7 protein-coding genes are annotated in these 18,469 nt (G+C 71.7%); 5 read left to right on the top strand and 2 right to left on the bottom strand.

Annotation, left to right across the window (positions count from 1 at the left end):
* Window positions 1-293: 293 nt before the first annotated feature.
* The 4 genes from CFN78_RS14605 to CFN78_RS14590 all read left to right on the top strand — a co-directional run bounded on the left by CFN78_RS14605 (window position 294) and on the right by CFN78_RS14590 (window position 15,104).
* Window positions 294-12,545, top strand: coding sequence for a non-ribosomal peptide synthetase (locus tag CFN78_RS14605; RefSeq protein WP_094863348.1), 12,252 nt, complete (start codon window positions 294-296; stop codon window positions 12,543-12,545).
* Complete coding sequence (locus tag CFN78_RS14600; RefSeq protein WP_165777562.1) at window positions 12,542-13,777, top strand: MFS transporter; 1,236 nt, start codon at window positions 12,542-12,544, stop codon at window positions 13,775-13,777. The genes CFN78_RS14605 and CFN78_RS14600 overlap by 4 nt, the downstream gene beginning before the upstream one ends.
* A gap of 71 nt (window positions 13,778-13,848) precedes the next feature.
* Window positions 13,849-14,625 carry an isocitrate lyase/PEP mutase family protein gene (locus tag CFN78_RS14595; protein ID WP_094863346.1) on the top strand — a complete coding sequence of 259 codons (777 nt, stop codon included), beginning with the start codon at window positions 13,849-13,851 and terminating at the stop codon, window positions 14,623-14,625.
* A gap of 56 nt (window positions 14,626-14,681) precedes the next feature.
* Window positions 14,682-15,104 (top strand): VOC family protein, encoded by a 423-nt coding sequence (locus CFN78_RS14590; protein WP_094863345.1) that lies wholly within the window; start codon window positions 14,682-14,684, stop codon window positions 15,102-15,104.
* Between the two features lie 6 nt (window positions 15,105-15,110).
* Here the strand turns inward: CFN78_RS14590 and CFN78_RS14585 are convergent, their stop codons facing one another.
* Complete coding sequence (locus CFN78_RS14585; protein ID WP_094863578.1) at window positions 15,111-15,761, bottom strand: response regulator; 651 nt, start codon at window positions 15,759-15,761, stop codon at window positions 15,111-15,113.
* The gene (locus tag CFN78_RS14580) at window positions 15,758-16,930 is read right to left on the bottom strand and encodes a sensor histidine kinase (protein ID WP_240519481.1); all 1,173 of its coding nucleotides are present in this window, start codon (window positions 16,928-16,930) and stop codon (window positions 15,758-15,760) included. Before CFN78_RS14580 ends, CFN78_RS14585 begins: the two co-directional genes overlap by 4 nt.
* Before the next feature lie 170 nt (window positions 16,931-17,100).
* Between CFN78_RS14580 and CFN78_RS14575 the strand changes: the two genes are divergently transcribed.
* Complete coding sequence (locus CFN78_RS14575) at window positions 17,101-17,565, top strand: hypothetical protein (protein WP_094863343.1); 465 nt, start codon at window positions 17,101-17,103, stop codon at window positions 17,563-17,565.
* Window positions 17,566-18,469 lie beyond the last annotated feature (904 nt).

The following is an 18,469-nucleotide window of genomic DNA, read 5'->3' as shown; positions in this document are numbered from 1 at the left end:
CCGCGGGATGATTGCCTGAGGTTGGGATCTGCCCGAAAATCCCTGGTGTGGCAGAGCAAATGGGAGTCGTCCGATACCACTTCCAGAACGTGGTGAGGTCGTCGGATCGGTTTCCTGCCCGTCGATCCGTGTCGTTCCGGATCTTCTCTTCGTGGTGGTGTCCCATTTCGCAGTGACGCGCCCGGTGACGCGAGAAATCGGCACCCCGTTTCCGCGTTCCGCGGGCCGTCGACGCAGACATTCCACTCGCTCCGATCCCGCCGGCGACCGGCGACCAGGGAGGCCGATCCACCGTGCCCACTCGGGACTCCGCCGCACGACCCCTGTACCCAGCGGCCAGGGAGATCTGGCTCGCGCAGTCGATCCGCCCGGACAGCCCCGGCTACAACGTCGGTGAGTACCTGGACATCGAGGGGGAGTTCGACCCCACGCTCTTCGAGCGTGCGTTGCGCAGGACGGTGGCGGAATGCGGCACGTTGAACGCGGGGTTCGCCCTGTCCGGAGGCGAGCCGGTCCGCGTCGACCGGGACCGTTCCGGGTTTCCGCTGACCGTGGCCGACCTGCGGGGTGAGGCGGATCCGATGTCGGCGGCCCGGGGATGGATGCGCGACGAGTACGCCGTGCCCGCCGACCTCACCGGCGACTCGCTGTTCGGCTTCGCGCTGCTCCGGGTGGCCGACGACCGGCACCTCTGGTTCAGCCGGTACCACCACCTCGTCGTCGACGGTGTCAGCGTCTCACTGATCGCCCGCCGGGTGGCGAGGGTGTACACGGCGCTCGCCGAAGGCACCGGGGTGCCGCCGTGCCCGTTCGGCACCATGCGTGCCCTCGATGATGCCGAGCGCGACTACGCCGGGACCGGCGGTCTCGACGCCGATCGTGACTTCTGGACGCGCGAGCTGGCGGCGCTGCCGGAACCGGTGTCGCTGAGCAGGCGACCCTCCGGGCAGGGTGGATTCCGCCGGGTGACCAACGGGTTGCCGCCGCGGCAGCGCGATGCCCTCGACCGGGTGTGCGCGGGTGCCGGCGTGCGCCGTTCGTCGATGATCGTCGCGCTCACCGCGGCCTACCTCTACCGCTGCACCGGAACACCGGACCAGGTGATCGGCCTCGTGGTGGCCGCGCGGCAGGCGCCGGAGTCCCGCGCTACCCCCGGCATGTTGTCCAACGTGCTGCCGATCCGCGTCCGGGTGGAGCCGGGGATGGATGTGGCCGCCCTCGCGGCCCGTGCCGGGACGGCGATCGGTTCCGCCCTGCGGCATCAGCGGTTCCGGATGGAGGACATGCGCAGGGCGGCCTCGTCCGGCGAGCACCCCGGCCCGCTCTGCTCGGCGATCGTCAACATCATGGCGTTCGACTACGACCTGCGGTTCGGCCCGTGCCCGGCCACGGCGCACAACCTGTCGACCGGAGTCGTGGACGACATCGCCCTGTCGTTCTACGACCGATCCGACGGTCACGGCCTGCGCATCGACGTCGACGCCGACGACGCCGCCTACACCGGTGACGAGGTCGCCGGGCACGCCGGCCGGATCACCGGCCTGTTCGAGGATGTCGCGGCCACCGGAGCCGGGACCACCGTCGCGGGGCTGCCACTGCTCTCGGATGCCGAACACGAGTTCCTCGACGCCGCCGCCGACACCGCCGTAAAGCTTCCGGGTGGCACGGCGAGCGAGCTGTTCGAACGGCAGGTGCTGCTGCACGCGGCGCGCCCCGCGGTCGTCACCGCGACCGGGGACCTGACCTACGCCGAGCTGAACGCCAGGGCCAACCGGCTCGCCCGGCTGCTCGTGCAACGCGGCGCCGGCCCGGAGACCGTGGTGGCCCTCGCCCTGCATCGGTCGGCCGAGTTCATCGTCGCCGTGCTGGCGACCTGGAAAACCGGCGCGGCCTACCTGCCGGTGGACCCGGCCTATCCGGCCGCCCGGGTGGAGTACATGCTCGCCGACGCCGCGCCCGCGGTGACGCTGACGACCACCGCGATCGCCGCTGCCACGCCCTCCCTGCCCGCCGATCGGCTGCTGGTCGACGACCCCGCGCAGGCGGCCGAGCTCGCCACCCACTCCGGGACGAACCTGACCCGGAAGGAACTACCCGGACCGCTCGACCCCGGCAACCCCGCCTACATCATCTACACCTCCGGTTCCACCGGCAGGCCGAAGGGCGTGCTGGTGACCCACGCCGGGCTGCCGTCGGTGGTGCACACCCACGTGGTGCGGTTCGGCATCGAGGCAGGCTCGCGGGTGCTGCAGTTCACCACGCCGAGTTTCGACATGTCGGTGTCCGAGTTCGTCTCGGCGCTGCTCACCGGCGCGGCCGCGGTGGTGGGTGCGGGCGGGCCGCCACCGGCCGGCCCGGAGCTGCCCCGGCTGGTGCACCGGTACGGCGTGACGCACGTGACGGTGCCACCGGTGGTGCTGACCACCGTCGAACCCGCCGAGCTGCCGTCCGGGATGACGATCATGGTCGGCGGTGAGGAATGCCCGGCCGAGCTGGCTCAGCGCTGGGTCTCGCGGGTCGAACTGCACAACGGGTACGGCCCTACCGAGACGACGATCTTCGCGACGACGAGCGGTGCGCTCACCGGGACCGGCACCCCGCCGATCGGACTGCCGATCGCCAACGGGGCCGTGTACGTGCTGGACACCGCGCTGCGTCCCGTCCCGGTCGGGGTTCGCGGCGAGCTGTACATCGGCGGGCACGGACTGGCCCGCGGGTACCTGAACCGTCTCGGCGGGACCGCGGCGGCCTTCGTCGCCAACCCGTTCGGCACGCCGGGGTCCCGGCTGTACCGGACCGGCGACATCGTGCACTGGCGTGAGGACGGAATGCTGGAGTTCATCGGCCGTGACGACGGCCAGGTCAAGATCCGCGGCAGGCGGATCGAACTCGGTGAGATCGAGGCCGCGCTCGGCGGGCATCCCGACGTCGCGCACGCCGTGGTCATCGTCGACGAGCCGGAGTCGGGTCCCACCCGGCTGCTCGGTTATGTGGTTCCCACGCGCACCGCGGGCACGGTCGAGGTGGCGGAGCTCGCGGAACGGGCCGCGCGCAGCCTGCCCGAGTACATGGTGCCGGGCACGATCACCCTGCTCGACCGCGTGCCGGTGACCCCCAACGGCAAGCTCGACCGGGCCCGGCTGCCACGCCCACGCCCCGGTGGTGACTCGCCCTACCGGGCGCCGGGGTCCGAGCGTGAACGGCTCGTCCGGTCTCTGTTCGCCGAACTGCTCGGCCTGGACACGGTGGGTGCGGACGACAGCTTCTTCGCGCTCGGCGGGGACAGCATCCTGTCCCTGCGCCTTGCCGGACGGTTGCGGGAGCACGGGCTGAAGGTGACCACCCAGCAGATCTTCACCGCGCGCACGGTGGCCGCGCTGGCCGAGGCCGCCGTGGCGGTGCCGGAGGGACCGGTGGCCGGTGCCGGGCCCGCCGCGCCCGCGCGACGTCCGGCTCGCGGGCCCGCCCGCAGGCGGGACGGAGTTCAGGTGTGGCCGGTGACGCCGTTGCAGCGCGGTCTGCTGTTCCACTCGCTGTTCGACGAGTCCGCCGCGGACGACTACCTGGTGCAGTTCGGCGTGGACTTCGCGGGTGAGGTGGACGGCGCACGCCTGCGCTCGGCCGTGCAGGCCGTGTTCGCGCGGCACCCGGGACTGCGGGCGTCCTTCGTGCTGGAGGGCGACCGGGAACCGGTGCAGGTGGTGGCGGAGGAGGTCTCGGTTCCGTGGACCGAACGGGATCTGTCCGAAATGGACGACCCGGATGCCGCGATGGAAACCGTACTGGCCGCCGACCGCGAGGTACGGCTCGATGTGGCAACGGCACCGCTGGCCCGGTGCGTGCTGCTGCGATCGGCCCCCGGCCGTGCCCGGCTCGTGTTCACCATGCACCACCTCGTGTTCGACGGCTGGTCCCTTCCACTGCTGCTGCGCGACGTGCTGGCCTCGTATGAAGGGCGAGCCCTCGACCCCGCAGGCTCGTTCGCCGACTTCGTGTCCTGGCTGGGGGAGCAGGACACCGCACGACATCTCGCCGGGTGGGCGGCGAAACTGTCCGATGTGGACGGACCGACGCTGCTGGGGAACGGGACGCCCGGCGCTCCGGCGCGGCAGGACACCCTGGTGCTGCCCGCCGCGACGGCCGCCGCCGTCACGGAGTGGGCGCGAGGGCAGGGGGTCACGGTGAACGCCGTCATGCGGACCGCCTGGTCGGTCGTGCTGGGATGGCTGTCGGGCCGATCGGACGTCGTGTTCGGCACCACCGTCTCGGGCAGGCCGCCGGAACTGCCAGGCGTGGACGACATCGTGGGCCTGTTCGTGAACACGGTCCCGGTGCGGGTCCGGCTCGACCCGGCCGAATCGCTCGGTGAGCTGGTGACCCGGTCGCACGGCGAGCAGACGGAAATGCTCGGCCACCAGCATGTCGGCTTGGCCGACATCCAGCGTGAGGTGGGCTCGGGCGAGCTGTTCGACACGCTGTACGTCTACGAGAACTACCCCGTCGGCCCGGACGGCTGGGGCGCCACCGCGGACTTCACCGTGACCGGGGTGGACGGCCACGACGTCAATCACTACCCGCTCAGCATCGTCGTCATGCCCGGAGAGACGGTGCGCATCCGCGTCACCCACCGGCCGGACGCGGTGCCGTCCGGTATCGCGGCGCGCGCCGTCGGCGCACTGCTGCGCGTGCTGGACGGTCTGCCGCGTACCGCGGATCGGCCGGTCGCGGCACTGGACCTCGGGCAGTCCGCGCACCCGCACCCGTCCACGGTCACCGCACTGCCGGACACCACCGTCACCGCGCTGTTCGAAGAGCACGCCGCCACCGGCGGCGACCGGCAGGCCATCGTCGACGGCGACCTGCGGCTGTCCTACACGGAGCTCAATACGCGGGCGAACCGGCTGGCCAGGGCGATGCTGGCGCGCGGTGTCGGCCCCGGGGACACCGTCGCCCTGCTGATCGAACGGTCCGCGCGGTTCGTGGTGAGCGCACTCGCCACCGTCAAGGCCGGTGCCGCCTACCTGCCGCTCGCTCCGGAGTTCCCGGCCGACCGGCTCGCCGGGATCCTCGCCGAGGCGGCGCCCGCGCTGGTGGTGACCGGTGGACCCGCTGTGGCCGCCGGGTCACCGGACCGACTGCTGCGCCTCGACGAGGAGGACACCGCGGCCGCGATCCGCGCGCGACCCGGCCACGACCTCGGCGCCGCGGAACGCGGCGCGCCCATCACCGGCGCGACCCCGGCGTACGTCATCTACACCTCGGGCTCCACCGGCAGGCCGAAGGGCGTGGTGGTGACCCACGGGGCCCTGCTCAACCGGCTGCTGTGGATGCGCTCCCACGACCACATCCGGCCCGGCGACCGGGTACTGCACAAGACCCCGGCCACCTTCGACGTCTCCGTCTGGGAGATCTTCGGCCCGTTCGCCTGCGGGGCGACGATGGTCGTCGCCGAACACCACGGCCACCAGGACCCCGCCTACCTCGCCGGGCTGATCACCGGCGAGCGGGTCACGGTCGCGCACTTCGTCCCTTCGATGCTGCGGGCCTTCCTCGCCGAGCCGGCGGCGGCGGACTGCGCCCACACCCTGCGCACGGTCATCTGCAGCGGTGAAGCGCTGCCCGCGGACCTCGCCGCCCGGTTCCAGGAGAACTTCCCCGCCCGGCTGTGGAACCTGTACGGCCCCACCGAGGCGGCCGTCGACGTGACCGCCTGGACACCGCCGCCTGGCTCACTGCCGGCCCCGGCGCTCGTCCCGCCGATCGGCACGCCGGTGTGGAACACGCGCTGCTACGTGCTCGATCCGTTCCTGCGCCCGGTGGCGGACGAGGTGGCTGGGGAGCTCTACCTCGCGGGAGACCAGCTCGCCCTCGGCTACCTGGGCAGACCCGAGCTCACCGCGGACCGTTTCACCGCGGACCCGTTCGGCCCGGCGGGCACCCGGATGTACCGCACCGGCGACGTGGTCCGCCGTGCACCCGGCGGGGACCTGGAGTATCTCGGCCGGTCCGACCAGCAGGTGAAGGTCCGCGGATACCGGATCGAACCCGGCGAGGTCGAGGCCGCGCTGAACGAGGCCGCCACCGTGGCCGCCTCCTGCGTCACGGTGCGCGAGGACGTGCCGGGAGTCGCGCGGATCGTCGCCCACGTTGTGCCCGCACCGGGCGCTGTGCCCGGATCCGAGGCGCTGCGGGCGCACGCCGCTGCGGTTCTGCCCGAGTACATGGTCCCCGCCGTCTTCGTGCTGATCGACCGGTTTCCGCTGTCCCGCAACGGGAAGATCGACCGCGCCGCGCTTCCGGCCCCGGCCGGGGAGAAGACGTCCGGCGGCACCGAGCCGGGCACCCCGGTCGAACGTGTGCTCGCCGACGCCGTCGCCTCGGTACTGGGCCGGGCCGAGGTCGGTGCCACGGACGACTTCTTCGCCCTTGGCGGTGACAGCGTGCTGTCGATACAGGTCGTCGGCCGTGCCCGCGAGGCCGGTCTGATCATCACCGCGCGGGAGGTGTTCGAGCACCGCACGGTCACCGCGCTCGCCCGCGTCGCGCGGGACGGGACCGGCCCCCGGCCTGATAGGGGCCCCGCCGAGGACGGCCCCGTGCCGCTGACCCCGATCGTGAGCTGGCTGACCGGACTCGGGCCGGACGCGATCCCCGGGTTCCACCAGTCGGTGGTACTGCGTGTGCCCGCCGCGGCCGGTGCCGGCGCACTCACCACGGCGCTCGACGCCCTGCTGGACCGGCATGCCGCCCTGCGACTGCGCCTGGTTCACGATGACGGCTGGCGGCTCGACGCGCGCCCGCGTGGCAGCATCCGCGCCGCCGGCTGCCTGACCACGGTGCGGGCCCACGCCGTCGCCGATAACGACGAGGCCTGGCGCGCACTGGTCGACGAGACCGCGGCCGCCACCGCGAACGGGCTCGACCCGGCGGCGGGAGTGATGCTGCGAGCGGTGTGGTTCGACGCGGGCGCCGACCGGCAGGGCAGGCTGCTGCTCATGGTGCACCACCTCGCCGTGGACGGTGTCTCCTGGCGGGTGCTGCTGCCGGAACTCGCCGACGCCTGGGCCACCGGCGCGATCGGCACCCCGCCGCCCGCCACCTCGTTGCGGCACTGGGCGAGCGCTCTCACCGATCAGGCGTACGAGGCGGCCAGGGTGCGGGAACTCCCGCTGTGGAAGGCGATCCTCGACGGTCCCGACCCGGAACCGGGCGTGCGGCCGCTCGACCCCCGGCGGGACACCGTCGGTTCCTCGCGCACGCTTTCGGTGAGCCTGCCCGCCGAGAACACCCGCGCGCTGCTGACCACCCTGCCCGCCGCGTACCACGCGGGCGTCAACGACATCCTGCTCACCGGCCTCGCTCTCGCCATAGCCGAGTGGCGGCGCACCCGCGGTATCGGCCGGGACGAGGTGCTGGTGGAGCTGGAAGGCCACGGGCGCGAGGACGTCACCGGGGAACTGGACCTCAGCGGCACCGTCGGCTGGTTCACCACCCAGTTCCCGGTCCGGCTCGCACCGGGCACGGTCACTCCCGCCGAGGTCGAATCCGGTGCGGCCGTGCTGGGCAGGGCGATCAAGAGGGTCAAGGAGCAACTGGCCGCGATACCGGACAACGGCCTCGGATTCGGGCTGCTGCGCCATCTCAACGAGGACACCGCGCCCGAGCTGGCCGCCCGCCCCCGCCCCCGGATCGGCTTCAACTACCTGGGCCGGTTCCCGATGCCGGAGGCCGCGGACTGGATGCCGGACCCGGCGTTCGGCCCGCTCGCCGGCGGATCCGACGCCGCGATGCCCCTGGCGTACCCCGTCGCGGTCAACGCGATGACCGAGGACCACGCGGACGGCCCCGTGCTGACCGCCCGCTGGACCTGGGCCGGGGACGTGCTGCCGGACGACGCCGTGCGCGAACTCGCGGAGGGCTGGTTCGCGGCACTGACCGGACTGGTGGCACACGCCCGTACGGCGGGGGGCGGGCGGACTCCGTCCGACTTCCCCCTCGTCCCGCTGACGATCCCGCGGGTGGAGGAACTGGAGGCGGCGAACCCGGACCTGGCCGACGTGTGGCCGGTGACGCCCTTGCAGCGCGGCCTGCTCTACCACGCACTGGCGGGCGAACCCGGCGGCGACTACCTGGTGCAGCTCGGGGTGGACCTGGCCGGGCGGGTGGACGGTGCCCGGCTGCGCTCGGCCGTGCGTGCGCTGTTCGCCCGGCATGCCGCGCTGCGGGTGTCCTTCGTGCGAAACGGGGACGCCGATCCGGTACAGGTTGTCTCGGCCCGCGTCCCGGTGCCGTGGGAGGAACGAGATCTGTCCGATGTGGACGATCCGGACCGTGCGCTGGACGAACTGCTGGCCGCGGACCGTGCGGACCGGTTCGACGTGGGATCGGCACCACTGGCGCGATGCGCCCTGGTGCGGCTCGACTCAGGACGATCCCGGCTGGTGCTGACCGTGCACCATCTGCTCGCCGACGGCTGGTCGATGCCTCTGCTGGTGCGCGACCTGCTGGCCGCCCACGACGGAGCGGCCACCGCGCCCGCACCCTCGTTCGGTGACTTCCTCCGCTGGTTGTCCACACGCGACACCACGGCCGGGCTCGCCGCGTGGTCCGCCGCACTGTCCGATGTGGACGGATCGACGATCCTCGCTCAGGGAGAACCTTCGGGGGAGGCGGTGCAGGAGTCCGTGGTGCTGCCGGCCGGAGTCACCTCGTCGCTGGTGGAATGGGCTCGTGGCAGGGGAGTGACGGTCAACTCGGCCGTGCGGGCGGTGTGGTCGGTGGTGCTGGGCTGGCTGGCCGGCCGGAGCGACGTCGTCTTCGGCACCACCGTTTCCGGCCGCCCACCGGAACTGCCCGGCGCGGACGAGACCGTGGGGTTGTTCATCAACACCGTTCCGGTCCGGGCACGGATCGACCCGGGTGAGTCCCTGGCCCGCCTCGTCACCCGGCTCCAGAACGAACAGGCGGAACTGCTGGACCACCAGCACATCGCACTCGCGGACATCCAGCGCGAGGTGGGAGCGGGCGAGCTGTTCGACACGCTCTACGTCTACGAGAACTACCCGCTCGACGAGGACGCGCTGCGCTCCGCCTCCGGCGAACTGACCGTCACCGGCCTGCACGGAGGCGACGACAGCCACTACCCCCTCACCGTGGTCGTCATCCCCGGCGAACGACTGGAGATCAGGCTCCGGTACCGCCCGGAGAGCGTTCCCGGACGGCTCGTCCAACCGGCGGCCGACGCACTGCACCGGGTGCTTGGCGACATCGCGTCACACGGCGACACCCCGGTGGGACGGTTGCTCCCCGCCGCGGCGCCCGTGCCGGCTGCCCGGCCGGACACCGGCACGATCACCGCCCGGTTCGAGGCACTGGCACTGTCCACTCCGGACGCCGTCGCGGTGGTGGACGGTGACCGCGAGCTGACCTACGCCGAGCTCAACGCCCGCGCGAACCGGCTCGCCCGGTTGCTCGTCAGCCACGGCGCCGGCCCGGAGCGGGTGGTCGCCCTCGCCGTGGGGCGGCGCGCCGAACTCGTCGTCGCCGTGCTGGCCACACTGAAGAGCGGGGCGACCTACCTGCCGGTCGACCCCGGCTACCCGGCCGAGCGGATCCGGTTCGTCCTGCGGGACTCCGCCCCGGTGTGCGTGCTCGCCACCGGAGCCATGCCCGCCGGCACCGGCGTCCCCGTCCTCGACCCCGCCGGCCCCGCGGCCGACACGTTCCCCGGCACCGACCTCACCGACGCCGACCGGGCAGGCCCGCTCGGCACGGACAACGGGGCCTACATCATCTACACCTCCGGGTCGACCGGCAGGCCCAAGGGTGTCGTCGTCCCGCACGGCAACGTGCTGCGCCTGTTCGACGCCACCGCCCACCTGTTCGACTTCGGCCACGAGGACGTCTGGACGCTGTTCCACAGCTACGCGTTCGACTTCTCCGTCTGGGAGATCTGGGGACCACTGCTGCACGGCGGCACGCTCGTCGTCGTCCCGCACGCGGTCACCAGGGACACCGAGGAGTTCCTCCGGCTGCTGGTCCGCGAGCGGGTCACCGTGCTCAACCAGACGCCGTCCGCGTTCGAGCAACTCGCCAGGGCGGACGCCGCCGACCCGCTACTCGGGTCCCGGCTGAGCCTGCGCTACGTCGTGTTCGGCGGGGAGCGGCTCGACTTCGGCAGACTTCGCGACTGGTACACGCGGCACGAGCAGGACGCACCGCGGCTGGTCAACATGTACGGCATCACCGAGACCACCGTGCACGTCACCCACACCGAACTCACCGCGGCCGACACCCGCGGCGCCACCGGCAGCAGGATCGGGCCGCCCATCGCGGACCTGCGCACGCACGTACTGGACGGGTTCCTGCGGCCGGTGCCGCCCGGTGCCGCGGGGGAGTTGTACGTCTCCGGACCCGGTCTCGCCCGCGGGTACCTGGGCCGGACGGCGCTGACCGCCGGCCGCTTCGTCGCCGACCCCTTCGGAGCCCCCGGGCAGCGGATGTACCGCACCGGGGACATCGTCCGGCACGGGCCGCGCGGCGAACCGGAGTACCAGGGCCGGGCGGACCAGCAGGTCAAACTGCGCGGGTTCCGGATCGAACCAGGTGAGATCGAGTCGGTGCTCGCCTCCGCACCGGGTGTGGCGCAGGCCGTGGTCGTGGTCCGCGAGGACCGTCCGGGCGCGCAACGCCTCGTCGCCTACCTCGCCCCCGCGGACGCGGACACCGCTGCCGCCGCCGAACGGGCCGCGGCGGATCTGCCCGCGCACATGGTGCCCGCCGCGTACGTTGCGCTCGCGGCGTTCCCGTTGACCACCAACGGAAAACTCGATCGCGCGGCGCTGCCCGCGCCCGACTTCGGCGCACTGTCCTCGGCGGCCGCGCCGCGCACACCTACCGAGGCGGCGCTCTGCTCGATGATGGCCGAGATCCTCGCGCTACCGGAGATCGGCGTGGAGGACGACTTCTTCGCCATGGGCGGCGACAGCATCGTCTCCATCCGATTCGTCGAACTCGTCCGCCGCAACGGCCTCGCCCTCCGCCCTCGCGACGTACTGGAACGGCGCACCGTGGCCGCGCTCGCCGAGGTCGTCACCGCCACCACCGGTGCCGCCCCCGAGCTCGAGTCCGAGGAGGGCTGGGGCGATCTTCCCGCCACCCCGATCATCGAGCGGATGCGCGACGACGGGGGCCCGATCGGCGCCTACCACCTGTCGATGGCGGTACGGGTCCCTGCCCAGGCGGAGCCGGACCACATCGTCGCGGCCCTGCAGTCGGTGACCGACCGGCACGACGCCCTGCGCATGCGGCTCGACCGCAACGGGGGCGAATGGTCGCTGACCATCGGCGAACCGGGCTCGGTGCGCGCGAGCGACCACTTCGCCCGCGTCCCGTCCGGGGCGGCGACCAGCGAGGAGTGGATCGACGTGCTGGCAAGGGAATCGGTGCGGCGGCAGGAGGAACTCGACCCCGACGCGGGCCGGGTGCTCAGTGTCGTCTGGCTCGACGCGGGCCCGCGTCAGCAGGGCAGGCTGCTCGTCCTCTTGCACCACCTGGTCGTCGACGGGGTGTCCTGGCGAATCCTGCTGCCCGATCTCGCCCGCGCGTACGAGGCCGCGGCGTCCGGGCGCACACCGGAACTGCCACGATCGGGCACCCCGTACCGCCGCTGGGCCGAACACCTGCTGACCGAGGCCATGGAACCGTTACGGGAGAAGGAACTGGACCTGTGGACCGGGATGTTCGACGGCCCGGACTCGCTGCCCGGGACACCGCCGCTGAACCGGGCGGCCGACACGCTCTCGGCCGCGGGCGCCCTTCCGAAGGACCTGCCGCGGGACCGGACCGCCGCACTGCTGCGGGTACCGGCACTGTTCGGAGTGGACCTGCGCGACGTGCTCTACGCCGCGTTCGCGGTCGCTTTCGCCGAATGGCGCGGTAACGGACGCGAGGACGTCCTCGTCGACCTTCAGGCACACGGACGGGAACCGCTGGCCGCCGGGATCGAACCCTCATCGACCGTCGGCTGGTTCACCGCCCAGTTCCCGCTGGTGCTGGATCCCGGTGGGGGCCGGCCCGCTGCCGGGAGAGCGGACGGGCCGTGGCTGATCGAGGCGGCGCGCCGGGTCGCGAGCCAGGTGGCCTCCCTGCCCGGCAACGGGATCGGCTACGGCCTGCTGCGCTACCTGAACCCGCGCACGGCTCCGGTGCTCGCGGAACTGGGCGACCCGAGAATCGCGGTCAACTACCTCGGCCGGTTCCCCGTCGGCGACCGCACGGCCTGCTGGGAACCCACCGGTGAAGCGGGAGCGGCCATGGGCGGCGGCGCCGACGAGGCGATGTCCTTCCACCGCAGCCTGATGCTCACCGTCGCGGTGGAGGACCGGGAGGACGGACCGACACTCGCGGCCCGCTGGTTCTGGCCGAGCAGACTGTTCCCGGACGGCCGGATAGCCGAACTCGCCGACCGCTGGTTCGAGGTGCTCGGCGGCTACGCGGCGCTGGCCGAGGACCCCGTGGCCGTGGAGTGGGGTGGGCCGCGGTGACCGCCGTCGGTACGGCACCGGCCCGCAGCACGCGCTCGCGGCTCGTCCCCGTCTACGCCGGGGTCGCCGCCGTGTTCACCGGGCAGCAGTTGCTCACCCCGCTGCTGCCCGCTCTGGCCCGGGAACTCGGGCTGGCCCCGTTCGCGGTCGGCGTGGTCGTCTCCACCGCGGCGGTGCTCGGCGTCGTGCTCAGTCCCGTGTGGGGCCGGTACTGCCAGCGCTGGGGTCTCAAACGGATGATGGTCGGCTCCGTGCTCGGTTCCGGTCTCGCGCTGCTCGCCTTCGCCCTCGCCGCGGGAGCCGGACTGGCGGGCGTGCTGGGCGCGACGACCTGCCTGGTGCTGCTCGTCGCCACCCGCGGCGTGGTGTTCGGGGTCACCTGCTCCGCGGTCCCCGTCGTCGCGCAGTCGTACGTGTCCGCGATGACCCAGGGCGAACGCGACCGGGTTCGCGGCATCGCGGGTCTGGGCGCCTGTGTCGGCATCGGCGTCGTCGCCGGGCCGTCGCTGGGCGGGCTGCTCGCCGGGATCGACCTGCGCGTCCCGCTGTACGTGCCCGCGGTGCTCGTGCTGGCGGCCGGTCTGCTGCTCGCCGCGGTACTGCGCCCCGAACGGCTGACGGAACAGGCCCGCGAGCCGGCGAGACTGAGCCCGTTCGACCGGCGGGTGTGGCCCTATCTGCTGTTCGCGTTCGTCACCTTCCTCACCCTCACCGTCTCCCAGGTGACCCTGGGGTTTCTGTTGCAGGACAGGCTGGGGCTCGCCCCGGAGGCCGCCGCCGCGCGCACCGGACTGCTGTTGATGGCGATGGGCGGCGGCCTGGTGCTGATGCAGCTCGTCGTCGTTCCCCGCCTCGGCTGGCGGCCGCGAAGGCTGATCTGGACCGGCACCCTGGCCGGTCTGCTCGCGTTCACCGCACTGGTGCTGCTGGACGACCTTCCGTCCATGTTCGTCGCGCTCACCGTCTCCGGTGCCGGGATCGGACTCGCGTCCTCGGGGTTCATGTCGGCACCGACGCTGCTCGTCCCCGCCGAGGCGCAGGGGACCGTTGCCGGCTACCTCGCCTCGGCGGACGGGGTGGCGTTCGTGCTGGGGCCACTCGCCGCCACGGCGCTGTACGAGGTGGATCCGCTCGCGCCGTACGTCGCGGGCGGCGTGCTGCTGGCGCTGCTGCTGGTGTTCGCGGTCGCGCACGGACGGGAGGGCGCCACGGCCACCGGTTCCGGCGACTGATCCCCGGGAACGGCCGTGTGCCGCCGTTTTCCGGTCCGGCGGTGGTCGGCCGGTCCGCCTACAGTGAGCTTATGAGCCCGAATCCCGGCAAGGCCGCCGTCCTCCGTGACCTGCACTTCGCCCGTGAACTGCTGACCGTGGTGAACGTCTGGGACGTGATCAGCGCGAAAGTGATCGCCGACCTCGACGGCACCACCGCGCTCGCCACGGCCAGCCACTCCATCGCCGCCTCCTACGGCTACCAGGACGGCGAACAGATCCCCGTCGACCTGATGATCGAGGCGGTGGGCCGGATCGCCGCCGCCACCGACTTGCCGGTCAGCGCCGACCTCGAGGCGGGCTACGGCGATCCGGGCGAGACGACCCGGAAGGCCATCGGCGCCGGCATCGTCGGGGCGAACCTCGAGGACCAGATGAAGCCACTGCCCGAGGCCGTCGCCGCCGTCGAGGCCGTCGTGCGCGCCGGTGAGGCAGAGGGGGTTCCGTTCGTGCTGAACGCGCGCACCGACGCTTTCCTCAAGGCCGGTGACCGCGACCCCTCCGATGTCCTGGCCGACGCGATCGAGCGCGGCAAGGCATACCTCGAAGCGGGCGCGCCCGTCGTGTTCTTCCCCGGCAAACCGGACCTGGCGACCGTCACCGCGCTCGTCGACGCGCTCGGCCCGCAGCGGGTGACGCTGATCGGCGTGCCCGGCAGCCTCCCGCTCGCGACCCTGCGGGACCTCGGTGTCGCCCGCGTGTCCTACGGCCCGTGGAGCCAGCGCGTCGCACTCACCGCACTCGCCGACTTCGCCACCGACGTCATCGGCGGCGGCGCTCTCCCGGAGGGCACCCGGCCGCTGAACTGACCCACCCCCGATGTCGCCGTCCTGCGGCCGGGTGGTACCGATGCGACGATCTGCATATGGCAATCCCCGTCACCGGATACGCACACGTCCGCCTCACCGTCAGCGACATCGCCCGCTCCCGGGCCTTCTACGACCAGGTCTTCGGATTCGACATCGCCTTCGAAATGCCCGAGGGCGCCGACGAGGCCACCCGGGAACAGCTCGCCTTCCTCTACGGCGGCGTGATCTACCAGGTCCCCGGCGGACTGTTCGGGCTGCGGCCCGTCGCGCCCGGCGACGACCGGTTCGACGAGGACCGGGCAGGCCTGGACCATCTGAGCTTCGCCGTGCCCGCCCGAGCCGACCTCGACGCCGCGGCCGAGCGACTGGACGGTCTCGGCGTCGCCCACGAACCCGTCAAGGACATCGGAGCCGGGCACCTGCTGGAATTCCGCGACCCGGACAACATCGCGCTGGAGCTGTTCGCACCGGCGGAGTGAACCGGCTCAGCCCGCCGGAGGCACCCCGAACCGGCCGTAGCTGACGGCCAGGTGCACCCGGTTCCGGCTGGCCGTCTTCGCCATCAGGTTCGTGACGTGCGTCTTGACCGTGGTGATCCCGATATGCAACTCCTCGGCGATCTCCGCGTTCGAGCGCCCGGCCGCGACGAGGGTGAGCACCTCACGTTCCCGCCCGGTCAGCGGCACCGGGTCCGCCGCGGTCCGCGGCGGGGCGTGTGCCGTCACGGCCTGCCGGACCACACGCCGCAGAACGTCCGGACTGAACGGGCTCTCCCCGCCCGCCGCCGCGCGCACTCCGTCCAGCAGCTTCTCCGGTGCGGTGTCCTTCGCCAGGAAGCCGCACGCACCCGCTTCCAGCGCTGGAAACAGGTGCTCGTCGTCGTCGAAGGTGGTCAGTACGAGGACGCGGACGGCGGGGCGTGCGGCGAGGATTCGCCGCGTCGCGGTGATGCCGTCCACACCCGGCATGTGCAGGTCCATCAGCACGACATCGGGCAGCAGCCTGCCCGCGACGGCGACCGCCTGCCCGCCGGTCTCCGCCTCGCCCACCACTTCGATGTCGGGGGCGGCCGAGCAGAGCATCCGAAGGCCCGCCCGGACGAGGTGCTGGTCGTCGACGAGGAGCGTGCGGATCACCATGCCGGCTCCGCCACCGCGGTCTCCTGCGGCAGGTCCGCGCGCAGCGCCCAGCCGGAACCGGACGGCCCCGCCCGCAGCGAGCCGTCCAGCAGCTCCACCCGCTCCCGCATCACGAGCAGGCCGTGCCCACCGGACCCGGCGGCCGGGACCGTGGCGCCACCGCCGTCCGAGATCGCGACCCGGAGGCTGCCCGGTTCCCGGCCGATGTCCACGGTCGCACTCGCCCCGGGCCCGGCGTGCTTGAGCACGTTGGTCAGTCCTTCCTGTACCAGGCGCAACACGGCGTGCCGGTGCGCGGTCCCGAGTCCCTCGACCGCGCCGGGTTCGACCTTCGCGGCCACCTCCACACCGGCCTGCCGGGTCCGCGCCACCACCATGTCCAGTGCCGCCGACAGATCGGAACCGGTGAGCAACCCGTGCGCACCGACCGACCCCGGATCGCGCAGGGCGGTGACGAGCCCGCGCAGATCGTCCAGCGCCTGGCCGCCGATGGCGTGCACATCCTCCAGCGCCTCGGTGATCCGGGCGTCGGCGCTGGGCACCACGTGCCGCACGACCCCTACCCGCAGCACTATGGCGGCGACGTGATGGGCCACCACATCGTGCAGTTCCCGGGCCACCGCCGCCCGCTCCGTGGCACGCGCCGCCGTGGCCTCCCGTTCGCGGCTCAACTCCGCGTCCACCGCCCGCTGCTCGGCCGCGCGCGCCAGCTCCCGGGCCGAGCGCAGATACGAGCCCAGTAACAGCGGCAGCGCCACCTCCAGAACGGTGATCATCACATTGGCGGCGAGGGTGTAGCCGGGAAAGTGATTCCAGGCGCTCGCCGCGAGGAGCAGTGTCGTACCCACGTACACCGGCAGGCCGGAACGGCGGAACGCCAGTTCGGCGAGGGCCACCCCCGCCAGGATCTGCACCATTCCCGGTGCCATGGGGGCGACGGCGACGGCGAGAGCGAGCATGCCGCTCTGGACGGCGGTCACCGTCAGGGGGTAGCGGCCCCCGGCGACGACGAGTGAGCCGGAGGCGAGCGCGATTCCCCAGTCCCAGATGGACGGTTCGATCTCCGGGGTGTGCAGCAGGCCGACGTAGCCGATGGCCGCGAGCACCGGAAGCAGTCGCAGCCAGCCGTATCCGGCGGCGTGCGGACGCGGTACCCCTCTGGTCATCGGCACCAGCCGAACCTAACCCACCCCTGGGTATCCGGCCTCCTACCCGGGGAGGAGGAGCCTCCTGCCTTCGGCCACCGGTTCGGCCCGCGCGGATGAGCCGGGGGCATGCGCGAGCGGGCGACACTGACGGCGTCCGACATGCCTGAGTTCGAAGGGAAACGATCACGATGACGAAGTCCGGGTCCGGCAGGGTGGTGTCGCGGATCATGACGACCATTCGTTTCGTACTGGCCGCCGTGTTCGTCTTCTACGGTGGGGTGAAGCTGCTCGGCGGGCAGTACAACTACGGCGACTGGGTGATGGACAAGGACACCGTCGACGGTACTTCGCTGGTCTGGGCGTTCTACGGCTATTCCCCGGTCTACGGTCGGCTCACCGGTCTGTTCGAGTTGATTCCCGCGCTGCTGCTGCTCTCGCGCAGGACCGCGACGCTCGGTGCACTCGCGTTGTTCGCGGTCTCGTTGAACATCACCCTGATGGATTTTGCGTTCGATTACCCGATGGTGAAATACTTTGCGATCACTTACACGGTACTCGCGGCCGTACTCGTTTTGGACGATCGTGAACGACTTCTGGCGGTATTCTGGCGGCGTGACGGAATCCGCGCCGCGGAGCCGGATTCTCTTCGGTAACAGGCGGATACCGTACTTCGTGTCGGATCTTCGGGGCACGGTTCTGTGTGTGGCGAAAGGCATCGTTGGTGGCGTTGGGGATTGATCGTGTTGAGGGGTTTGTCGACTTGGCTGGATGGTTTCAGTTGGGGTGGTCGTCGCTCTGGTGGTTTCGTATTATCGGGGTGTTCTCGGGTTTCGGGTATGCCTTCGGCGGGCCGTGTGACACTGTCGGCCCTCGGGGCGTTCGCCGTTGCTGGTTACCAGCGCCAGTTCCCCACGGGACGGGTTTCTCGGTCCCGTTTTCTTCGGTGCGGGTTGGTTGTCGCGTTCGCTCGGCCGTGTCGCGGTTGGCGTCGTTCCCTGTTGTGGCGTCCGCTTTCCTCTCGGCAACTTTGAACGTCCGCGCGTGGCTCCGGGCGGCATTGCTGTCTGATTCCTGACCGGGCCGGGGGGTGTCTGGCTGCATGGGATGGGTGGGGCGCTGCGCTATGTCGCGTAGGGGGCATTGCGGTACGTGTCCGGCATGCGGTCTCGCCGCACTGTAGCGTCGGCTCGGCATTGCTTTACAGGGATGGGTATTGTCGTCACCGACGGCCGGTACGGCGGCGCATACCACCATTGCTCCGCGATCATCGCCGCCTGTGGAACGGTTTTCATGGCATCGTGCATTGCTCGACTGTCGAGGTCCGTACGAATGGCACATTCGTATTCGTGTCTACTCGATGGTGTGATGGGAATAGTGTCTGGGTGTCGGTAGAATGGGTTCATGATCGATGGGGGATCTGGTGAGGTTCAGTTGGCTGCGATTCTTGATATGGATTCTCGGGAAACGGTGCGGGTTGATCACGGGGGTCTGACCGGTGTTCGACTGTCTTCGTTGTCGGCGCGGGGGCTTCTTCGGGTGATGCGCGATGCCGAGGTC

Source organism: Amycolatopsis antarctica, assembly GCF_002262875.1.
Lineage (GTDB): Bacteria > Actinomycetota > Actinomycetes > Mycobacteriales > Pseudonocardiaceae > Amycolatopsis > Amycolatopsis antarctica.
The sequence above is the reverse complement of the archived record's forward strand: the minus strand, read 5'-3'. Positions and strand labels throughout refer to the sequence as shown.

What these genes read in the sequence shown, in the direction of transcription:
- CFN78_RS14595 (WP_094863346.1), top strand. Translation starts at nt 13,849, where the DNA reads ATGAGCCCGAATCCCGGCAAGGCCGCCGTCCTCCGTGACCTGCACTTC.
- CFN78_RS14590 (WP_094863345.1), top strand. Translation starts at nt 14,682, where the DNA reads ATGGCAATCCCCGTCACCGGATACGCACACGTCCGCCTCACCGTCAGC.
- CFN78_RS14580 (WP_240519481.1), bottom strand. Translation starts at nt 16,930, where the DNA reads ATGACCAGAGGGGTACCGCGTCCGCACGCCGCCGGATACGGCTGGCTG.
- CFN78_RS14575 (WP_094863343.1), top strand. Translation starts at nt 17,101, where the DNA reads ATGACGAAGTCCGGGTCCGGCAGGGTGGTGTCGCGGATCATGACGACC.